This window comes from Wenyingzhuangia gracilariae (assembly GCF_056387575.1).
In genome coordinates, this window is the sequence record NZ_CM150748.1 from 1,128,737 (window position 1) to 1,148,744 (window position 20,008).

Below are 20,008 nucleotides of genomic sequence, written 5' to 3' on the forward strand. Positions count from 1 at the left end.
TTATTTATTTCTTAGTTCTTCTACAATTTGTGGTAGTTTTCTAAAATAAATATATGATTTATTGTAATCGTTATAATTCATTGCAGGAATTCCTCTAATTACAGAATTGTCTTTTATATTTTTACCTACCCCTGTTTTTCCGGAAATTTTAACGTTATTTCCTATTTCTATATGTCCTGATATTGCTACATGCCCACCTATCATACAGTTTTCGCCTACTTTACTAGAACCTGCTATTGCTGTTTGGGCAGCTATTACGGTGTTTTTTCCTACAACTACGTTATGACCTATTTGAATTAAGTTGTCTAACTTAACTCCTTGTTTGATAACTGTAGATCCCATAGTAGCTCTATCTATGGTAGTATTAGCTCCTACGTCTACATGATCTTCTATCACCACATTTCCTATTTGTGGAATGCTTTTATAATCTCCTTCACTTGTTGGGGCAAAGCCAAAACCATCGGCACCAATTACGGCTCCTGCATGAATTTTACAGTTGTTTCCTATTTGACAATCTGCATATATTTTTACTCCAGAAAAAAGTGTGGTATTGTCTTTTATAACAACATTATCACCAATATAACAGTTAGGGTATATTTTAACATTATTCCCTATAAACACATTAGCCCCTATAGATGTAAAGGCTCCTAAGTAAATATCATCTCCTAATTTTGCGGAGTCGTTAATACTTACGGGTGCTTCTATTCCGCTTTTTTGATTTTTATATTCGTTATAAAATTCTAAAACTTGCGTAAATGCCTGATAGGCATCTTCTACCTTTATTAAAGTCGCAGCTATAGACTCTGTGGGTTCAAAAGTTTTATTTACTATTACTATTGAAGCTTTTGTTGTGTATATGTATTTGGTGTATTTAGGGTTTGATAAAAATGTCATCGTCCCTTTTTCTCCCTCTTCTATTTTAGCTAAGGTAGAAACAGTAGCAGATGCATCTCCAACAATTTCTCCTCCTAAAATTTCAGCTATTTGTGTTGCTTTAAATTCCATTATTCGCAAAAATATAAAATTAAAATCTATTTAGGCCATTTTGATCCCTTTTGGATAACAAAGAAAGTGTTTTATTACTGGCTTGGTTAAAGCCTGAATGTTTAGTTGGTCTGATGCTTCTACTAAATCTATGATTTGACCATTTTTATAATACAAATATATTTTGCTTGTGGTATCGTTATATGCCTGATTTGTAATGGTATCTTGAATAAAAAAATAGTTCATTTCTTCTTGAGTCCAACCTTTTTGTTCCATGCTGTTTTTTATTAAAGAAATAGATTCTTCATTAAAAGGCTCGTTACTTAATTGAACTTTTAACAATTTTCTATTGATAATCATTTCAGAAAGTTGAGAAAGAATTTTATCGTTATGACTAATCCAGTCTTTTATGGCAGACAAAATATCGTAATCATCTAATCTAGAAAACGTTTTTAAGGTTTCTTTGCTAAAGTCTTTGTCTATATCTTTATATAAAAAATAATGCAAAGCTTTACTAGAAGGTAATTCTACACCATTGCGTGCTAAAAATTTTGCTCTAGCCAATAGATTTACCAACATTTTCTCGGCAACCACTCCTGCTTTATGCAAATAAACCTGCCAATACATTAATCTTCTACCTACAATAAATTTTTCTACAGAATAAATTCCTTTTTCTTCTACTACCAACTGATCATCTACCACATTTAACATATCTATCAAACGTTCAGAACTAATGTTTCCTTCTGCAACTCCCGTATAAAAACTATCTCTTTTTAAATAATCCATTCTATCAATATCTAACTGACTAGAGACCAACTGGTTTAAAAACTTACGCGAATACTTTCCTTCAAATATTTCTAGTGCCAAGTCTAATTTTCCTTTAAACTCTTTATTTAAAGCTTTCATAAAAATTAGCGAAATACTTTCATGACTAATTCCATCTACAATACTATGTTCTAAAGCATGTGAATAAGGTCCGTGACCAATATCGTGCAATAAAATAGCAATGCAAACCGCATTTTTTTCTTCTTTAGATATTTGAACACCTTTGGTTTGTAAAACCGTAATGGCTTTTTGCATTAAATGCATACACCCTACAGCATGATGAAAACGTGTGTGATGTGCTCCTGGGTATACCAAGTTAGACATTCCCATTTGCGTAATTCTTCTTAATCGCTGAAAGTAAGGGTGTTCTATTAAATCAAAAATTAATTTGTTCGGAATTGTAATAAATCCATAGATTGGATCGTTTATAATCTTAACTTTATTGGACAAGCTTTTCAATTTTTGTACTTTTAAGGTAATGCAAATATAAAAATCTAAATCCTTTATAGTTTGTAATTAACAGATTCTTACCACATGAACACAATTCAAATTTTATGGGTTGATGATGAAATCAACTTATTAAAACCACATATTCTTTTTTTAGAAAAAAAAAACTATCAAGTAACCCCCTGTACCAATGGTGCTGATGCTTTGGATTTGGTAAAAGAAAACAATTATGATGTTATCTTTTTAGATGAAAACATGCCCGGATTATCTGGTTTAGAAACACTTACAGAAATTAACAATATGGTGTCTAATGTACCTATTATTATGATTACCAAAAGTGAAGAAGAATATTTAATGGAAGAAGCCATTGGTTCTAAAATTGCCGATTATTTAATCAAGCCTGTCAACCCAAACCAAATACTTTTAAGTTTAAAAAAGAATTTAGATCACAATAGACTAATTAGCGAACGCACAACCATAAACTACCAGCAAGAATTTAGAAAGATTTCTATGGAATTGGCTTCTGTAAACTCTCATGAAGCTTGGGTAGATATTTACAAAAAATTGGTGCATTGGGAACTTGAATTAGAAAATATTGATGATGCAGGATTGCTGGGAATTTTAGAAAGTCAGAAACAAGAAGCCAATCAAATCTTTTTTAAGTTTATTAAAAAAAATTATGCCGATTGGTTTTATGATGATGATGCTCCTATTTTATCGCACCAGCTTTTTAAAAATGTAATTTTACCCGAAATAGAAAGCACCGAAAAAAGTTTGGTTATTGTAGTAGACAATCTTCGTTACGATCAGTATTTAATGATTGAAAGAAGTATTTCTAACCATTACAAAAAACAAGAGGAAATTCCTTTTTATAGCATTTTACCCACAGCTACACACTATGCAAGAAATGCCATTTTTTCCGGATTAACTCCTTTAGAAATGGATCAAAAACATAAAGACATTTGGCTAAACGAAAATGATGAGGGCGGTAAAAACATGCATGAAGAAGAATTCTTAAAACGTCAATTAAAAACATTAAAAAAAGATTATTCTTTTTCTTACCATAAAATAGGAAATCAGAAATCTGGAAAAGAATTGGTACAAAACTACAATCAATACAAAGACAACAAATTTAATATTGTCGTATTCAATTTTGTAGATATGTTATCACATGCCAAAACAGACACTAAGGTAATTCGTGAATTGGCTTCTGATGATAAAGCTTATAGAGCTTTAACTGAAACTTGGTTTCAAAATTCTTCTATGTTAGAGCTCATTAAAAAAGCACAAAAAGACAATGTTAAATTAATTTTAACTACCGATCATGGAACCATAAATTGTAACAAACCTACACAAGTTATAGGAACCAAAGCCATAGCTTCTAACCTAAGATACAAAACAGGTAGAAGTATTACCTATCAAGAAAAAGATGTGTATGCAGAACATGATCCTAAACAAATTTTTTTACCACAAGAACACATGAATAGTTCTTTTATTTTTGCCAAAGACAATTTGTTCTTTGTATACCCAAACAACCAAAATCACTACACTAAATATTTTAAAAACACCTATCAACATGGAGGAGTTTCTTTAGAAGAAATGATTATTCCTTGTAGTATTTTTAAACCCAAAAACTAATATGGAAAAACCAAAAGTATTAACAAGCAGTACCAAAATCCGTTTTCAAGATTGTGATCCCTTTAATCATTTAAACAATGGTCGTTATGTTGATTATTTCATCAATCAACGTGAAGACCAAGTGTTAAACGCTTATGGGATTGATATTTTTAAAATGATTCGTGAAGAACACATTGGTTGGGTGGTTTCTAATACACAACTAGCCTACATTCTGCCTGTTTATACTATGGAAGAAATTGCTTTTGAATCTCAGACCTTAGAATATTCTAAAAAGCACATGAAAGTAGAAATGAGAATGTTTAACAAGAAAAAAGACAAATTAAAAGCGTTTGCTTGGATTACCTTTGTTCATGTTGATTTGAAGAAAAATACCACCAGAGAACACAGTTCTAAACTAATGGAATTATTTAACGACGTGGTTTTACCTGTTAAAGAAACTTCTTTTGATGAACGCGAGAAAAATATAAGAATGCTTCAGAAAAAAAGTTAACTACTTTTACTCTTAAAAAGTTGTGCTTTTAAAGGTTGATCAATAAAAACTTTTAACCGAAAAATTATTTTGACAAAAGTTCTCTAAAAACAGAGAACAACTAAATCATGAAAAGTTCTTAAGACTTTTATCTGTAAGCATTGGTACAAAAGCACATTCTTCAATAATTTGCTTGTCAAATTCTTTGGCAGAATTTCGTATTATTAAAGTCATCATTTGTTGTGCATCTCCAACAGGAATTACCATTCTTCCTCCTATTTTAAGCTGAGCTAACAAAGCTCTAGGTATTATTGGAGCTCCACAAGTCACTATAATTTTATCATAGGGTGCAAATTGCGGAAGTCCTTTGTAACCATCTCCAAAATACATGTGCTTGGGTTTGTACCCTAATTTAGGTAACAACAATTGTGTTTTTTTAAACAGTTCTTGTTGTCTTTCTATAGTATATACATGTGCTCCTAAACTAACCAACACACTGGTTTGATAGCCAGAACCTGTACCAATTTCTAAAACTTTTTCACCTGGTTTTATTTCTAATAATTGTGATTGAAAACCTACCGTATAGGGTTGTGATATGGTTTGTTCTGCAGCAATTGGAAAAGCAACATCTTGATAGGCATATTCTTCAAAACTAGAGTCCATAAACAAATGTCTTGGAATTGTTTTTATAGCAGATAATACAGCAGTATCTGTTACTCCTTTAGTTTGTAAAACAGTAATCAATCTGTTTCGTAATCCTTGATGTTTAAATGTGTCTTTCATCATAATTGTAGTACACAAATATAAAAAACAAAAGCCCTAGAACATAGAATTTCTAGGGCTTGAATGTACTATTTATAAACAATTTTACTTTTGTCTTTTCTTTAATTCAGCTGTAATATCTGTTAAAGTAAATCCTTTGGCTTGTAGTAGCATTAAGTAGTGAAACAACAAATCTCCAGCTTCGTATAAAAACAATTCATCGTTATTGTCCATTGCCTCGATTACAGTTTCTACCGCTTCTTCTCCAACTTTTTGAGCAATCTTATTAATTCCTTTGGCAAACAAACTTGCAACGTAAGATTTTTGAACATCTTTATTCTTAACACGCTCTGCAATTACATTTTCTAAGGTCGATAAAAAACCAAAATTCTCTGTATTATCTTCTCCCCAGCAATTCCCAGTTCCTTTATGGCAAGTTGGCCCTGCAGGTTTGGTTTGAATTAACAACGTATCTTTATCACAATCGTTTTTAATAGATACCAATTCTAAAAAGTTTCCACTTTCTTCTCCTTTGGTCCACAATCTGTTTTTAGATCTGCTGTAAAAAGTAACTTTATTCGTGCTTATTGTTTTGTCAAATGCTTCTTGATTCATGTATCCTAACATCAATACATTTTTTGTTTCAGCATCTTGTATAATTGCAGGAACTAGTCCTTTTTCGTCAAATTTAATTTCCATTTGATTTATGTTTTGTTCTCGAATTGTATATTTTCATCTTGACTACGCTCGATGGTCAAATCAATTCAAAATGACAATTTATTTTCTAATTCTAAAAAGATCATCGAGCGGAGTCGAGATGTTTTTCAAAATTTTTATTTATAATCTTACAGGAATTCCCTGTTTTTTTAACTCTTGTTTTAAATCTGGAATTTCAATTTCTTGAAAATGAAACACACTTGCTGCCAAAGCTGCATCTGCTTTTCCATCTTTAAAAGTATCTACAAAGTGTTGCATATTTCCTGCTCCTCCACTTGCAATAATAGGAATGTTTAATTCTTCTGACAAACGAGCCAAAGCCTCATTAGCAAAACCGTCTTTGGTTCCATCGTTATTCATAGAAGTAAACAAAATTTCTCCTGCTCCTCTTTCTTCTACTTCTTTTGCCCAATCAAATAAATTCAACTCTGTAGGAACTTTACCTCCTACCAAATGAACAATCCATTCTCCATCTATCTTCTTAGCATCAATTGCTACAACTACACATTGACTTCCAAATTTTTGTGACAATTCGTTCACCAATTTTGGTCTTTTTACTGCCGATGAATTGATAGAAACTTTATCGGCTCCATTTTGCAATAAAATATCTACATCTTCTACAGATGATATTCCACCACCTACCGTAAACGGAATGTTTACTTGTGCTGCAACATCACGCACTAAATTCACCAAAGTTCTTCTGCGTTCTTCGGTTGCAGAAATATCTAAAAACACCAATTCATCTGCTCCTGTTTCTGCATATTTTTTGGCTAATTCTACAGGATCTCCAGCATCACGCAAATCTACAAAATTGACACCTTTTACAGTACGTCCATTTTTTATATCCAAACAAGGAACTATTCTTTTTGCTAACATTCTTTTCTTAGTATTGAGTACAAAGTACAGAGTACTGAGTACTATTAAAACTTAATACTTATTCTTTGCTTATTTATTTTATCAACTCTTTTGCTTTATCAACTGCCAAACAACAAATATTTCTATAAGATTTATCTGTTAAAGAAATATCATAAGCATTTACAAAATTAAAATAGGCTTTAACAGCTTTTGGTTTTCCTTTTGCTTTAATTAAAATTTCATATGATCTTCCCCTATAACCTTTTCTAAAAACATCATCAACATATTCTCTTAAAAGAGCATCTGACACATAATTTTCTCTATCTAGTTTTTTATGGAAAATCTTACGCTCTAATTTATTTGTACGACTAAATGAATCTTTAACAATTCCTTTTTTTAAAGCAATATAATCTTCTTTACTACTTTTAGGAAAAGCCATAATTCGACCACCTTTTTCATCTGCAGGATATAGCCAAAGTTTACCTTCTAATTTTTTCTTTGTTTTTCTAGGTAATCTAAACTTCATTTTTACCTAGTATTAAGTATTCTCTGAGAAACTATTTAAAAACTTTGTACTCAGTACTAACTACTCTGTACTATAAAACTCTCCAATTGTTTTAAGCTGATTCTGTTTTCGTAAATCGCTTTTCCAACAATGGTTCCTTCGCATCCTAATTCTTTTAATCTTGGTAATTCATCAAAAGTAGAAATTCCTCCACTTGCAATTAATTTTACCTTAGGACATTCTTTTAAAATTTTCTCATACAAATCAAAAGAAGGACCTTGCAACATTCCATCTTTAGCAATATCTGTACAAATTACATATTCAATTCCTTCTTTTTGATATCCTTGAATAAAAGGAATTAAATCTTCATCAGATTCTTCTAACCAACCGCTTACTGCAATTTTTTCGTTATTTGCATCGGCTCCTAAAATAATTTTATCTGCTCCAAATTTAGAAATCCAACTTTTAAAAACATCCGAATTTTTAACAGCAATACTTCCTCCTGTAATTTGGTTGGCTCCAGATTCAAAAGCAATTTTTAAATCTTCATCGGTTTTTAAACCACCTCCAAAATCAATTTTTAAGGTTGTTTTGGTTGCAATTTCTTCTAATACTTTATGATTTACAATATGGCTTGCTTTGGCTCCATCTAAGTCTACCAAATGTAAATGCTCTATTCCGTGAGCTTCAAACTGCTTGGCAATTTCTAAAGGATTTTCGTTGTATACTTTTTTAGTATTGTAATCTCCTTTAGACAAACGAACACATTGTCCGTTAATAATATCTATGGCTGGTATAATTCTCATTTATATATAGTATTAAGTACTGAGTACAAAGTAATAAGTTTTAACTTAAACTTTTTTGAAGAGCATAATTCATCTTCCTTATTTCAGCACATAAATTTAATATTTCTTGAACTTCTTTTTTATCAACTAGATTTAATCTTACAGTTAATAATAGTTGAGTTTCTAACTCTGTTGTTGATCCATTAGTGATACTTAAAAAATGTTTGAATTCATTTTTTGAATTTCTACCAGCTCCTTCGGCTATATTTGAAGGAATTGATACACTACATCTTTTAATTTGACTAATCAATCCAAATTTTTCATCATCAGGTAATAGTTCCATCAACAGATAAGTTTTTTCAACCAACTCCATTGCTTTATTCCATATTTTTAATTCCTGATATTTATTCATTACTCTTTACTTTGTACTCTTAATCTAAAGATTAAGGAAATTCTCTAATATTTTAGCTCCGTCTGTACTACTTTTTTCTGGGTGAAATTGCACTCCATAAAAATTAGCTTTTTGTAATGCTGTGGAATATTGTACTCCGTATTCTGTAGTGGCAATGGTTTCTTTAGTAATAGGTGCATAGTAACTGTGTACCAAATACATGTAAGCACCTTCTTTTACATCGTTAAAAATTTTAGAACCCAATCCTTTAATTTGATTCCATCCTATTTGAGGAACTTTTACAATGTTTTCAAAACGTTTTACATCTACATTAAAAATACCTAAACCTTTGGTATCTCCTTCTTCAGAATAGTTACACATTAATTGCATACCCAAACAAATACCTAAAACAGGTTGTGTTAAGGTTGGAATTACAGCTTCTAATCCGGTAGCTTTTAACATTTTCATGGCAGAACTTGCTTCTCCCACTCCTGGAAAAATAACTTTGTCTGCACTTTTTATTTCTTCAACATTGTTGCTTAAAATAGCTTCATACCCCAATCGCTCTATTGCAAATCGGATAGATTGTATGTTTCCTGCTCCGTAGTTTATAATTACTATTTTCATATATTTTAGTATTGAGTACATAGTACAAAGTACAAAGTTAATACAGTAGCACTGCTAAAACTTAATACTCTTTACTCAGTACTTTGTACTGGTTTGCTAAAGCAAACCTTTTGTACTTGGTAAAAACATTTTATTAGCATCTCGTTTTACGGCCATTTTCATTGCTTTGGCAAAAGCTTTAAAAATTCCCTCAATTTTGTGATGCTCATTTTTTCCTTCTGCTTTTACGTTTAAATTGCATTTAGCTCCATCTGTAAACGATTTAAACAAGTGGAAAAACATTTCGGTTGGCATGTCTCCAATCATTTCACGATTAAATTCAGCATCCCACTCAATCCAAGGTCTTCCTCCAAAATCAACAGCAGCTTGTGCCAAACAATCATCCATTGGTAAACAGAAACCGTAACGTTCTATTCCTAATTTATTTCCTAAGGCTTTGTGGAATAATTCTCCTAAAGCAATCATAGTATCTTCTATAGTATGATGTTCATCAACCTCTAAATCTCCATCTACTTTTACGATTAAATCCATAGAACCATGACGACCTATTTGGTCTAACATATGATCAAAGAATTTTACTCCAGTATCAATATCATTTTTACCAGAACCGTCCAAATTTAATTTGATGTAAATTTTAGTTTCGTTAGTATTTCTTGTGATTTCTGAAACTCTATCCTCCAATTTTAAAAACTCATAAATTTCTTTCCAATCGGTAGAAGTTAAGGCAATACAATCGTGAATTACTTTTACATCAGACTCTACTTCATCAGCTCCCAATTCTGGATTTTCCGATAAAAAGATTCCTTTTGCTCCTAAATTTTTAGCCAATTCCATGTCAGTAATTCTATCACCTAACACAAAAGAGTTTTCTAAATCGTATTTTTCTTTATCAAAATACTGCGTTAACAAACCTGTTCTAGGCTTGCGAGTTTCAGCATTTTCATGCGGAAACGTTTTATCTATATGTACAGCAGCAAACTCTACCCCTTCGTTTTTAAAAGCTTGAATCACCTTGTTTTGAGCAGGCCAAAATGTATCTTCGGGAAAAGAATCTGTTCCCAATCCATCTTGATTGGTTACCATGACCAATTCATAATCCAATTCCTCGGCAATTCTTGCTAGGTAACGGAAAACTTTTGGGTAAAACTCTAACTTTTCTAAACTATCTAATTGATAATCTACAGGCGGTTCAATGCAAAGCGTACCGTCTCTGTCTATAAATAAAACTTTTTTCATGATTAACTTGTTAATCAACCCTGAACTTGTTTCAGGGTATTTGTTATAATTGAATTGTACTTAAATTAGGATTAGAACTTTTTACCAAATTCCATTTCCATTCTTTGTGCCAATTCTTTAATTGTTTTTCTCTTAATTTAGCTGTTTTCATTTCATCAAACTCTTCAAAATACACCAAATCATATACATTGTATTTTTTAGTAAAAACAGCTCCACTTCCTTTTTTATGTTGATTTATTCTTGTTTCAAGATTACTCGTATATCCTATGTACAATAAACTTCTATTTTTATTAGATAGTATATAACAGTAATATTTCATATCATTCAACATTTCCTGAAACAAGTTCAGGAATTCGCTTCTACCGAAGCTCTTTCAAAGCTTTCATTAGAGCAACGTTTTCCTTTATCGTACCCACTGTAAATCGTAAGGTATTTTCACACAATACTTGAGTGGTTCTATTACGTACCACAATTCCTTTTTCTATTAGTTGAGTGTAACGCTTTGTAGCATCATCTACTTTTACTAACAAAAAATTGGCATCACTTGGATATATTTTCTCTACAAAAGAAACCTCTTTTAACGCAATTTCTAAATTGTCACGTTCTACCAAAATAGCCTCTATTTCTTCTTGTACATCTTCATAAGCCAACAAACGCTCTAAAGCTTTTTGTTGTGTCAACTCATTTACATTGTACGGAGGTTTAATTTTGTTTAACACTGCAATAATTTCGACAGATGCATAACAAACTCCCAAACGTATTCCCGCCATACCAAATGCTTTAGATAGGGTTTGACTCACAATTAAATTCGGATGTTTTTCTAAACGAGCCACCCAACTTGGTTCCGATGCAAAATCTATATAAGCTTCATCTACCACCACCAATCCGTTAAAACCTTCTACAATGGCTTTTACATTGGCATAATCAAACAAATTTCCTGATGGATTGTTTGGAGAGCACAAGAAAATCACTTTGGTATTGGCATCAACTGTTTCTAATATTTTGGCAACATTAGGCTGAAAATTCTCTTTTAAAGGAACTTCTTTAATACTGATATTATTCAAATTAGCCGACACATCATACATTCCGTATGTAGGTGGCAAAGTAATGATATTGTCTTCTTTAGGTTCACAAAAAGCACGTAAAATTAAATCAATCACTTCATCAGAACCATTTCCTAACAAAATGTTTTCTTGGGCAACTTCTTTAATTTTTGCCAATTCAGACTTAACGGTCTTTTGCATGGGATCTGGATAACGATTCACCCCATTTTCAAACGGATTTTCATTCGCATCTAAGAAAACCATATCATCTGTAGCTCCAGTAAATTCATCTCTTGCTGACGAATATGCTTTCATGTTGGCTACATTTTCTCTTACTATCTTGTTTAAATTGAAACTCATAATTTAATTAGTATTAAGTATTGAGTACAAAGTCCTAAGTTTCTTTGTTACTAAATACTTTGTACTCCGTACTTTGTACTTTGTACTAATTATCTCAAACTCTTTAATCTTAAGGTTACTGCGTTTTTATGTGCATCTAAACCTTCGGCAGCAGCCATTAATTCAATAGCAGGCCCAATATTCTGAATTCCTTCTTTTGTTATTTTCTGATACGTAATTTTCTTAGTAAACGCATCTAAATTTACACCACTATACATTCTAGCATATCCGTTTGTAGGTAAAGTATGATTGGTTCCTGATGCATAATCACCTGCACTTTCTGGAGTTAAAGGTCCAATAAACACAGATCCCGCATTTACAATTTCACTTAAATACACATCCTCATTCAATACATTTAAAATTAAATGTTCTGGAGCATATTCGTTAATCAACTCATTTTGATCTGCAATATTCTCTAATAAAATAGCACTAGAATTTTCAATAGCTCCTAAAGCGATTTCCTTTCTTGGCAACTCATCCAATTGCTTTTCCAACTCAACTTGTACATTATCTATCAGTTGCTGAGACTCAGTTACCAAAATTACTTGACTATCAGCTCCATGCTCTGCTTGCGATAATAAATCTGCTACCACAAAACTAGCATCTGCATTTTTATCTGCAACTACCATAACTTCGCTAGGTCCTGCAGGCATATCAATAGCCAAACCTTGTGTTAAAGCATATTGTTTAGCTGCAGTTACAAACTGATTTCCTGGTCCAAAAATCTTATACACATTGGGCACAGACTCCGTTCCATAAGTCATAGCAGCAATGGCTTGAATTCCACCTAACTTATAAATTTCTGTAACTCCCACTAATTGGGCAGCAAACAAAATTGCAGGATTGATACTTCCATCTTTAGATGGTGGTGTACATAAGACTATTTTACTAGCTCCTGCTATTTTTGCAGGAACCCCCAACATTAAAATGGTAGAAAATAAGGGTGCAGAACCTCCTGGAATATACAAACCTACTTTTTCTATAGGTTTCATTTCTTGCCAGCAATCTACCCCATTAGTTGTAGAAATTACTTTTTTCTCTATTTTTTGAGAAGCATGAAATTTTTCTACATTGTTTTTAGCCAATACAATGGCATCCTTTAATTCTTGTGAAACCAAAGGAATTGCTTGGTCAATTTCTTGTTGAGAAACTTTTAAATCTGACAAAGTAACGCCATCAAATTTTTGAGTGTATTGTTTTAACGCAACATCTCCATTCTCTTTTATATCATCAAAAACAGCTTTTACAGTAGCACCTAACGTATTAGCCTCTTTGGCTGGACGTTTGGTAATTTCTGCCCATGTATTTTTTGCTGGATTATTATATGTTTTCATTTGTTTACTAGTACTGAGTACTGAGTAGTTAGTAGTTAGTACAGTAGCTACGCTAACTTTGTACTTTGTACTTTTTACTTTGTACTATTATAAAACCATTTTCTCTATCTCTGTCGTTAAAATACCCTCGGCACCTAAAGCTTTTAACTCATCTAAAATATCCCAAAATTTATCTTTAGGAATTACGGTGTGTATAGAACTCCATCCTTCTTGTGCTAATGGTAATACCGTTGGAGATTTCATCCCTGGAATTACTTTTATAATATCATCTACCTTATCATTAGGAGCATTCAACAATACATATCTGTTAGCACGTCCTTTTAAAATTGCCTGAATTCTAAATTGTAATTTATCTAACAAAGCTTGTTTTTCATCAGATAATTTAGGTGATGATGTCAATACTGCTTCAGACCAAAACATTACTTCTGCTTCTTTTAATCCGTTGGCAAACAACGTTCCTCCAGAACTAACAATATCACAAATTCCATCAGCCAAACCAATATTTGGAGCAATCTCTACAGATCCTGCAATTTTATGGTAACTAGCTTTTATCTTTTTTTCTTTTAAAAATTTCTCTAAAGTATTGGTATAAGAAGTGGCAATACGCTTTCCTTCAAAATAGGAAATATCAGTATAATCTACATCTTTAGGAACTGCTAAAGAAACTTTACATTTAGAAAAACCTAAACGTTCTACAATAGGTAAATTTTCACCTTTTTCAATCAAAGTGTTTTCTCCTAAAATTGCAATATCCACGACTCCATCTTCTAAATATTGAGGAATATCACCATTTCTTAAGTAAAAAACTTCTAAAGGAAAATTTCTTGCTGTAGCTTTTAGCTGTGCATTACGATGATCTATTGAAATACCACATTCTTTTAACAGTTGTAAAGAATCCTCGTTCAATCTTCCAGATTTTTGAATGGCAATTTTAAGTGTGCTCATTAGTATGATAATTTATGTCAATTTTTAAAATAAAAAACCCGTTCGAGACAGCTCAAACGGGTTTAAAAATATATGTTCCTATTACAACATAATCCTTCCACCTCGCTTAAGCGCAGTACAAGTTGTGATGATGATGTAATGTTACTAAATTCATTTTCTTAATTTTCTTCGACAAATATAACAATTCATTATGATTTAAAAAGTATTAAAATAAAGAAAATACTATATCTTTAATTTTATTTTAGTGCAAGTTAAATACTTGTCTTTATTTAGAACAAAACACAAAATCATGAGTGAATTAAAACTTGTAGGAAATCAAGAATGGTGTCATTTTGAACAACTAGGAATTCCGGCAATAAAAGCTAGAATAGATTCTGGTGCTAAGACATCTTCCATTCAAGCTACGGACATCACAACCTATAAAAAAAACAAAGAAAATTGGGTTCGTTTTCATATACAACCATTAACAGAAAATAGAAGTATATCTATTGAATGTGAAGCCAAAATTGTTGGAACTAAAATTGTAAAAAGTTCTTCTGGTATTCCTGAAAAAAGATATGTTATAAAATCTCCTGTAACAATGGGAGAAGATACTTGGGAAATTGAACTTACTCTTGCAGACAGAGACAATATGGAGTTTAAAATGCTCCTAGGTAGACAAGCTATGGAAAATAGAATTGTTGTTAACCCTTCTGAAGAGTTTGTGTTGGGCAAATTAACAAACGAAGAAATAGATCAAAAGTACAAATCTTTTGTCTTAAAAAAGTCAGGTTTAAAAATAGCTGTACTTGCTAGTAATCCAGAGCTTTACTCAAACAAAAGACTAATGGAAGCTGGACGTGCAAGAGGACATGAAATGGTCTTTTTAAACGTGCAACAATGTTATATGAAACTAGATACAGCAACACCAGAAATTCGTTACAGAGGTGGTAATGTTATCAATGATTTTGATGCTGTAATTCCAAGAATCAAAACAAGTATGACTTTTTATGGTTGTGCCTTATTAAGAATGTTCAAAACACTTGGAACTTATTGTTTAAACGATGCTGAATCTATTAGCTCTTCAAGAGATAAACTGTACTCTTCACAATTATTCTCTAAAAACGACATACACATTCCAACAACAGGTTTTGCAAAATCTCCATTAGACACTAAAGATTTAATCCACATGGTGGGCGGAGCACCATTAATTATTAAATTGTTGGAAAGTACACAAGGAAAAGGTGTTGTTCTTGCCGAAACAAACAAAGCTGCAGAATCTGTAATCAATGCTTTCAAAAGCCTAAATGCCAATATTCTTGTACAAGAATTTATTCGTGAAGCTAACGGAAAAGACTTAAGATGTTTTGTTGTAGATGGAAAAGTAGTTGCTGCAATAGAAAGAACAGCAGCTAAAGGTGAATTTAGAGCCAATATACATCAAGGAGGTTCTGCCTCTATTGTTAAAATTACTGCTGAAGAAAAAAAATTAGCATTAAAATCAGCTAAAATTTTAAATCTACCTGTTGCTGGTGTCGATTTAATTCGTTCTAACAAAGGTCCTTTACTATTAGAAGTAAATTCTTCTCCTGGCTTAGAAGGTATAGAAAATGCAACGGGAAAAGACATTGCTGGTAATATTATTCAAGCTATAGAAAAAAGATTAAAATACAATATATAATTTTCAAAAAGCATCTTTTTCATTTAAGATGCTTTTTTGTTTTATCATCTTCGAGTGTAATTCAAAAAGAATACATCTATCTTTTGGGCATTCCCTTATCAGGTCGGGCTTTCATTACTCGCTTTTTTTAATATTCAACATCTTTCAAATTATTTTCTTATCAATCAAGTAATTTATTAAGACGTTACTTCTTAATTTTAGTAAAAAAGAGCTCAAACAAATCATTCAATCCCTAATGCTAACGTTCTAACTATTATGAAACTGACAAAGACTACTAATTTAGAAGAAATACTAACCAACCATAATTCAACTGTAAAAAAGAAAGTATTTATAAAAAAAGGATACATTCCTAATCTTATGATGTTTGGTTCTGCCACATTTAAACCAGGAGAAACTATAGAAGAACATACACACCCAACCATGTATGAAATCTTTTACATACAAACTGGAAAAGTATTTTATTATTAATAAAAATACAATTACTGCATCAGCTGGAGATTGCATTACTGTAGTAACCAAAAGAAATACACTCACCATACAACAATTATTCAGAAAATTATACTTGGATTTATTTTAGAATAGCTACAGAACAATAATTTATAATCTTCTACACAATCCAGCAAGAAACTACTAAGATACTTAAATCAACTCACCACATTTTCATGCAAACTAAATTTCAAAAAAGTTAGGCTCTCAAAACCCATCACTACAATGTTAATGAAGGTTATATAAAACAAAAAATCCCGATTCTAATAAAGAATCGGGATTCAAAAAAAGGCGATGACATACTCTCCCATCTAACGATAGTACCATCTGCGCTAATAGGCTTAACTGCTCTGTTCGGAATGGGAAGAGGTGAGCCCTATTGCAATAATCACCTTAAGATTATTCAATTACAAACTAGTCAATTAATAATTACGATTTTTTTTCATAATTGTACATTGCCAATTGTAAATTGATTATGTGTTAACATATTGATACCAATATTATACTTTTTTTATTACTCGATTGTATACGTTATTAAAGCCCGCAAGTACATAAGCCTATGGGTTATTAGTAATACTCGGCTATGACATTACTGCCTTTACACCTGTATCCTATCAAGGTCGTGATCTACAACCACCCTTTAAAGAAATCTCATCTTGTGGTGGGTTTCGCGCTTATATGCTTTCAGCGCTTATCCCTTCCCAACGTAGCTACTCAGCAATGCTCCTGGCGGAACAACTGATACACCAGAGGTTAGTTCAACTCGGTCCTCTCGTACTAGAGTCAAATCCACGCAAATTTCTAACGCCCGCTACAGATAGAGACCGAACTGTCTCACGACGTTCTGAACCCAGCTCGCGTGCCACTTTAATGGGCGAACAGCCCAACCCTTGGGACCTTCTCCAGCCCCAGGATGTGACGAGCCGACATCGAGGTGCCAAACCCCCCCGTCGATGTGAGCTCTTGGGGGAGATCAGCCTGTTATCCCCGGAGTACCTTTTATCCTTTGAGCGATGGCCCTTCCATGCGGAACCACCGGATCACTATGCTCTTGTTTCCAACCTGATCGACTTGTAGGTCTCGCAGTCAAGCACCCTTATGCCATTGCACTCTACGTACGGTTACCAAGCGTACTGAGGGTACCTTTAGAAGCCTCCGTTACTCTTTTGGAGGCGACCACCCCAGTCAAACTACCCACCAAGCACTGTCCCCATCGCTGGGTTAGAATCTAGATAAGCAAAGGGTGGTATTTCAACAATGACTCCACAACACCTAGCGATGCCGCTTCAAAGTCTCCCACCTATCCTACACATTACTTATCCAAACACAATACTAAGCTATAGTAAAGGTTCACGGGGTCTTTTCGTCCCGTAGCGGGTAATCGGCATCTTCACCGATACTACAATTTCACCGAGCTCATGGCTGAGACAGTGTCCAGATCGTTGCACCATTCGTGCAGGTCGGAACTTACCCGACAAGGAATTTCGCTACCTTAGGACCGTTATAGTTACGGCCGCCGTTTACTGGGGCTTCATTTCAGATCTTCGCTAAAAGCTAAACCCTCCACTTAACCTTCCAGCACCGGGCAGGTGTCAGGCCCTATACATCAACTTTCGTTTTAGCAGAGCCCTGTGTTTTTGATAAACAGTCGCCTGGACCTTTTCACTGCGGCCCTGAATTTATTCAGGGCGACCCTTCTCCCGAAGTTACGGGTCTATTTTGCCTAGTTCCTTAGCCATGAATCACTCGAGCTCCTTAGAATACTCATCCCAACTACCTGTGTCGGTTTACGGTACAGGACGCAGCCCTCGCTTTTCTTGGAACTTCTTACTTTTACTCGCTTCGCCCGAAGGCTAAGCTCTCCGTACTATTCCGTCAGTACGAGTAAATCTGGGAAATCCGTCACTTTTAATGGGTGCGTGTACAGGAATATTAACCTGTTGTCCATCGACTACCCCTTTCGGGTTCGCCTTAGGCCCTGACTAACCCTCAGCTGATTAGCATCGCTGAGGAAACCTTAGTCTTTCGGAGGGCGGGTTTCTCACCCGCCTTATCGTTACTTATGCCTACATTTTCTTTTCTATCCGTTCCAGCATCCCTTACAGAACACCTTCAGCACAAATAGAATGCTCCCCTACCACTTATAAAGTCCATAGCTTCGGTAATATGTTTATGCCCGATTATTATCCATGCTCGTTCGCTCGACTAGTGAGCTGTTACGCACTCTTTAAATGAATGGCTGCTTCCAAGCCAACATCCTAGCTGTCTGGGCAAACAAACCTCGTTTATTCAACTTAACATATATTTGGGGACCTTAGCTGATGGTCTGGGTTCTTTCCCTCTCGGACATGGACCTTAGCACCCATGCCCTCACTGCTGTAAATCATTATATAGCATTCGGAGTTTGTCAGGAATTGGTAGGCGATGAAGCCCCCGCATCCAATCAGTAGCTCTACCTCTATATAACTAATACAACGCTGCACCTAAATGCATTTCGGGGAGTACGAGCTATTTCCTGGTTTGATTGGCCTTTCACCCCTACCCACAGGTCATCCCAAGACTTTTCAACGTCAACGGGTTCGGTCCTCCACTCTGTGTTACCAAAGCTTCAACCTGCCCATGGGTAGATCACCAGGTTTCGCGTCTACTCAACCTAACTAAAACGCCCTATTAAGACTCGCTTTCGCTACGGCTCCGGATCTTAAATCCTTAACCTTGCTAGATAAAGTAACTCGTAGGCTCATTATGCAAAAGGCACGCCGTCACCCAGCTTGTGGGCTCCGACCGCTTGTAGGTGTACGGTTTCAGGATCTGTTTCACTCCCTTACTTAGGGTTCTTTTCACCTTTCCCTCACGGTACTAGTTCACTATCGGTCTCTCAGGAGTATTTAGCCTTACCGGATGGTCCCGGCAGATTCAGACAGGGTTCCTCGTGCCCCGCCCTACTCAGGAATCTGATACAATTACTTCTCTTACTTATACGGGACTATCACCCTCTTTGGTTAACCTTTCCAGGTTATTCTAATTCGATTGTTTCTTGATGTTTCAGTCCTACAACCCCGATCTTGCCGTAACAAAATCGGTTTGGGCTCTTTCGCGTTCGCTCGCCACTACTAACGAAATCATTTTTATTTTCTCTTCCTCCGGTTACTTAGATGTTTCAGTTCACCGGGTTTGCCTTCTTTCGAATACTATGCCTTCAACATAGTGGGTTGCCCCATTCGGAAATCTACGGATATAACTCTTATGTGCAAATCCCCGTAGCTTATCGCAGCTTATCACGTCCTTCTTCGCCTCTGAGAGCCTAGGCATCCGCCATACACCCTTAATTAGCTTATTGTACTCTTTTGCGTCTTTAATTTTTACAATCTTGCGATTGTTGTATTTTTATTAATCGTCTATCTAAATGATAAACGATAATGTCTACTCAAGTAATATTATTTTTATAATATTATTATCAATATGTCAATGAACTTTCTTTCAATTTTCAATCTTACAATGTGCAATGAACAATTTTTTAATTGCTAATTCCCAACTGTTAATTGTTAATTGAATCGTGGAGAATATCGGAGTCGAACCGATGACCTCTTGCGTGCAAGGCAAGCGCTCTAGCCAGCTGAGCTAATCCCCCATTACTAGTAGTTAGTAATTAGTTTTTAGTCATTAGTAATTACTAATTCGTAATTGTAATTATTTCTGCTTCTAGAATTTCCTGTTTCACAAAAACACATACTATAGTTGTAGTCTCGGGCAGACTCGAACTGCCGACCTCTACATTATCAGTGTAGCGCTCTAACCAGCTGAGCTACGAGACTCAATATGTGATTGTGTATATATATAAAAATTAACAGCTAATTAAAAAGTAAATAGACTTCTCATAACATACATCTCTTTTCTCTA

Annotated in this window: 18 protein-coding genes, 2 tRNA genes and 2 rRNA genes; 4 read left to right on the forward strand and 18 right to left on the reverse strand. The window is 33.9% G+C overall.

The window, feature by feature from the left end; genetic code table 11:
* Together lpxD and ACY2IJ_RS04805 are read right to left on the reverse strand one after the other, a co-directional pair.
* Entirely contained in the window at positions 1–1,005 is a 1,005-nt protein-coding gene (gene lpxD / locus ACY2IJ_RS04800) for a UDP-3-O-(3-hydroxymyristoyl)glucosamine N-acyltransferase (protein ID WP_476726022.1), read from the reverse strand.
* A gap of 30 nt (positions 1,006–1,035) precedes the next feature.
* Positions 1,036–2,268, reverse strand: coding sequence for an HD domain-containing protein (locus ACY2IJ_RS04805; RefSeq protein ID WP_476726023.1), 1,233 nt, complete (start codon positions 2,266–2,268; stop codon positions 1,036–1,038).
* A gap of 75 nt (positions 2,269–2,343) precedes the next feature.
* Between ACY2IJ_RS04805 and porX the strand changes: the two genes are divergently transcribed.
* Both porX and ACY2IJ_RS04815 read left to right on the forward strand, forming a co-directional pair.
* Positions 2,344–3,894 (forward strand): T9SS response regulator signal transducer PorX, encoded by a 1,551-nt coding sequence (porX, locus tag ACY2IJ_RS04810; RefSeq protein ID WP_476726024.1) that lies wholly within the window; start codon positions 2,344–2,346, stop codon positions 3,892–3,894.
* 1 nt (position 3,895) lies between these two features.
* Complete coding sequence (locus tag ACY2IJ_RS04815; RefSeq protein WP_476726025.1) at positions 3,896–4,384, forward strand: acyl-CoA thioesterase; 489 nt, start codon at positions 3,896–3,898, stop codon at positions 4,382–4,384.
* 105 nt (positions 4,385–4,489) lie between these two features.
* Here ACY2IJ_RS04815 and ACY2IJ_RS04820 read toward each other — a convergent pair whose 3' ends face one another.
* From ACY2IJ_RS04820 to hisG, 12 genes are all read right to left on the reverse strand, one after another.
* Positions 4,490–5,146, reverse strand: coding sequence for a protein-L-isoaspartate(D-aspartate) O-methyltransferase (locus tag ACY2IJ_RS04820; protein WP_476726538.1), 657 nt, complete (start codon positions 5,144–5,146; stop codon positions 4,490–4,492).
* 84 nt (positions 5,147–5,230) lie between these two features.
* Positions 5,231–5,824: a bifunctional phosphoribosyl-AMP cyclohydrolase/phosphoribosyl-ATP diphosphatase HisIE gene (gene hisIE, locus ACY2IJ_RS04825; RefSeq protein WP_476726026.1), complete on the reverse strand. Its 594-nt coding sequence runs from the start codon at positions 5,822–5,824 to the stop codon at positions 5,231–5,233.
* Positions 5,825–5,962: 138 nt separating this feature from the next.
* Positions 5,963–6,718 (reverse strand): imidazole glycerol phosphate synthase subunit HisF, encoded by a 756-nt coding sequence (gene hisF, locus ACY2IJ_RS04830; RefSeq protein ID WP_457829281.1) that lies wholly within the window; start codon positions 6,716–6,718, stop codon positions 5,963–5,965.
* Positions 6,719–6,791: 73 nt separating this feature from the next.
* Complete coding sequence (locus ACY2IJ_RS04835; RefSeq protein WP_476726027.1) at positions 6,792–7,223, reverse strand: hypothetical protein; 432 nt, start codon at positions 7,221–7,223, stop codon at positions 6,792–6,794.
* 56 nt (positions 7,224–7,279) lie between these two features.
* On the reverse strand, positions 7,280–8,008 hold the full coding sequence (gene hisA / locus ACY2IJ_RS04840) for a 1-(5-phosphoribosyl)-5-[(5-phosphoribosylamino)methylideneamino]imidazole-4-carboxamide isomerase (RefSeq protein WP_476726028.1): 729 nt from the start codon (positions 8,006–8,008) through the stop codon (positions 7,280–7,282).
* 40 nt (positions 8,009–8,048) lie between these two features.
* Positions 8,049–8,399 carry a four helix bundle protein gene (locus tag ACY2IJ_RS04845; protein WP_476726029.1) on the reverse strand — a complete coding sequence of 117 codons (351 nt, stop codon included), beginning with the start codon at positions 8,397–8,399 and terminating at the stop codon, positions 8,049–8,051.
* Positions 8,400–8,423: 24 nt separating this feature from the next.
* Positions 8,424–9,005, reverse strand: a complete 582-nt coding sequence (gene hisH / locus ACY2IJ_RS04850) for an imidazole glycerol phosphate synthase subunit HisH (protein WP_476726030.1) — start codon at positions 9,003–9,005, stop codon at positions 8,424–8,426.
* Positions 9,006–9,101: 96 nt separating this feature from the next.
* Complete coding sequence (hisB, locus tag ACY2IJ_RS04855) at positions 9,102–10,241, reverse strand: bifunctional histidinol-phosphatase/imidazoleglycerol-phosphate dehydratase HisB (protein ID WP_476726031.1); 1,140 nt, start codon at positions 10,239–10,241, stop codon at positions 9,102–9,104.
* Between the two features lie 43 nt (positions 10,242–10,284).
* A complete protein-coding gene (locus tag ACY2IJ_RS04860) occupies positions 10,285–10,560 on the reverse strand; it encodes a GIY-YIG nuclease family protein (protein ID WP_476726032.1) in 276 nt (91 codons plus the stop codon).
* 40 nt (positions 10,561–10,600) lie between these two features.
* The gene (gene hisC / locus ACY2IJ_RS04865; protein ID WP_476726033.1) at positions 10,601–11,644 is read right to left on the reverse strand and encodes a histidinol-phosphate transaminase; all 1,044 of its coding nucleotides are present in this window, start codon (positions 11,642–11,644) and stop codon (positions 10,601–10,603) included.
* Between the two features lie 89 nt (positions 11,645–11,733).
* The gene (gene hisD / locus ACY2IJ_RS04870) at positions 11,734–13,017 is read right to left on the reverse strand and encodes a histidinol dehydrogenase (RefSeq protein ID WP_476726034.1); all 1,284 of its coding nucleotides are present in this window, start codon (positions 13,015–13,017) and stop codon (positions 11,734–11,736) included.
* An 87-nt stretch (positions 13,018–13,104) separates the two neighbouring features.
* Positions 13,105–13,962, reverse strand: a complete 858-nt coding sequence (gene hisG, locus ACY2IJ_RS04875; RefSeq protein ID WP_476726035.1) for an ATP phosphoribosyltransferase — start codon at positions 13,960–13,962, stop codon at positions 13,105–13,107.
* A 289-nt stretch (positions 13,963–14,251) separates the two neighbouring features.
* On the opposite strand from hisG, the gene rimK reads away from it, so the two are divergent.
* Both rimK and ACY2IJ_RS04885 read left to right on the forward strand, forming a co-directional pair.
* Positions 14,252–15,622 (forward strand): 30S ribosomal protein S6--L-glutamate ligase, encoded by a 1,371-nt coding sequence (gene rimK, locus ACY2IJ_RS04880; protein WP_476726036.1) that lies wholly within the window; start codon positions 14,252–14,254, stop codon positions 15,620–15,622.
* A gap of 255 nt (positions 15,623–15,877) precedes the next feature.
* Complete coding sequence (locus ACY2IJ_RS04885) at positions 15,878–16,090, forward strand: hypothetical protein (RefSeq protein WP_476726037.1); 213 nt, start codon at positions 15,878–15,880, stop codon at positions 16,088–16,090.
* A 304-nt stretch (positions 16,091–16,394) separates the two neighbouring features.
* Here ACY2IJ_RS04885 and rrf read toward each other — a convergent pair.
* The 4 genes from rrf to ACY2IJ_RS04905 all read right to left on the reverse strand — a co-directional run bounded on the left by rrf (position 16,395) and on the right by ACY2IJ_RS04905 (position 19,923).
* A 5S ribosomal RNA gene (rrf, locus tag ACY2IJ_RS04890) occupies positions 16,395–16,504 on the reverse strand.
* 151 nt (positions 16,505–16,655) lie between these two features.
* Positions 16,656–19,448, reverse strand: a 23S ribosomal RNA gene (locus tag ACY2IJ_RS04895).
* Between the two features lie 217 nt (positions 19,449–19,665).
* A tRNA-Ala gene (locus ACY2IJ_RS04900) sits at positions 19,666–19,739 on the reverse strand.
* Between the two features lie 110 nt (positions 19,740–19,849).
* A tRNA-Ile gene (locus ACY2IJ_RS04905) sits at positions 19,850–19,923 on the reverse strand.
* Between the last annotated feature and the right edge of the window lie 85 nt (positions 19,924–20,008).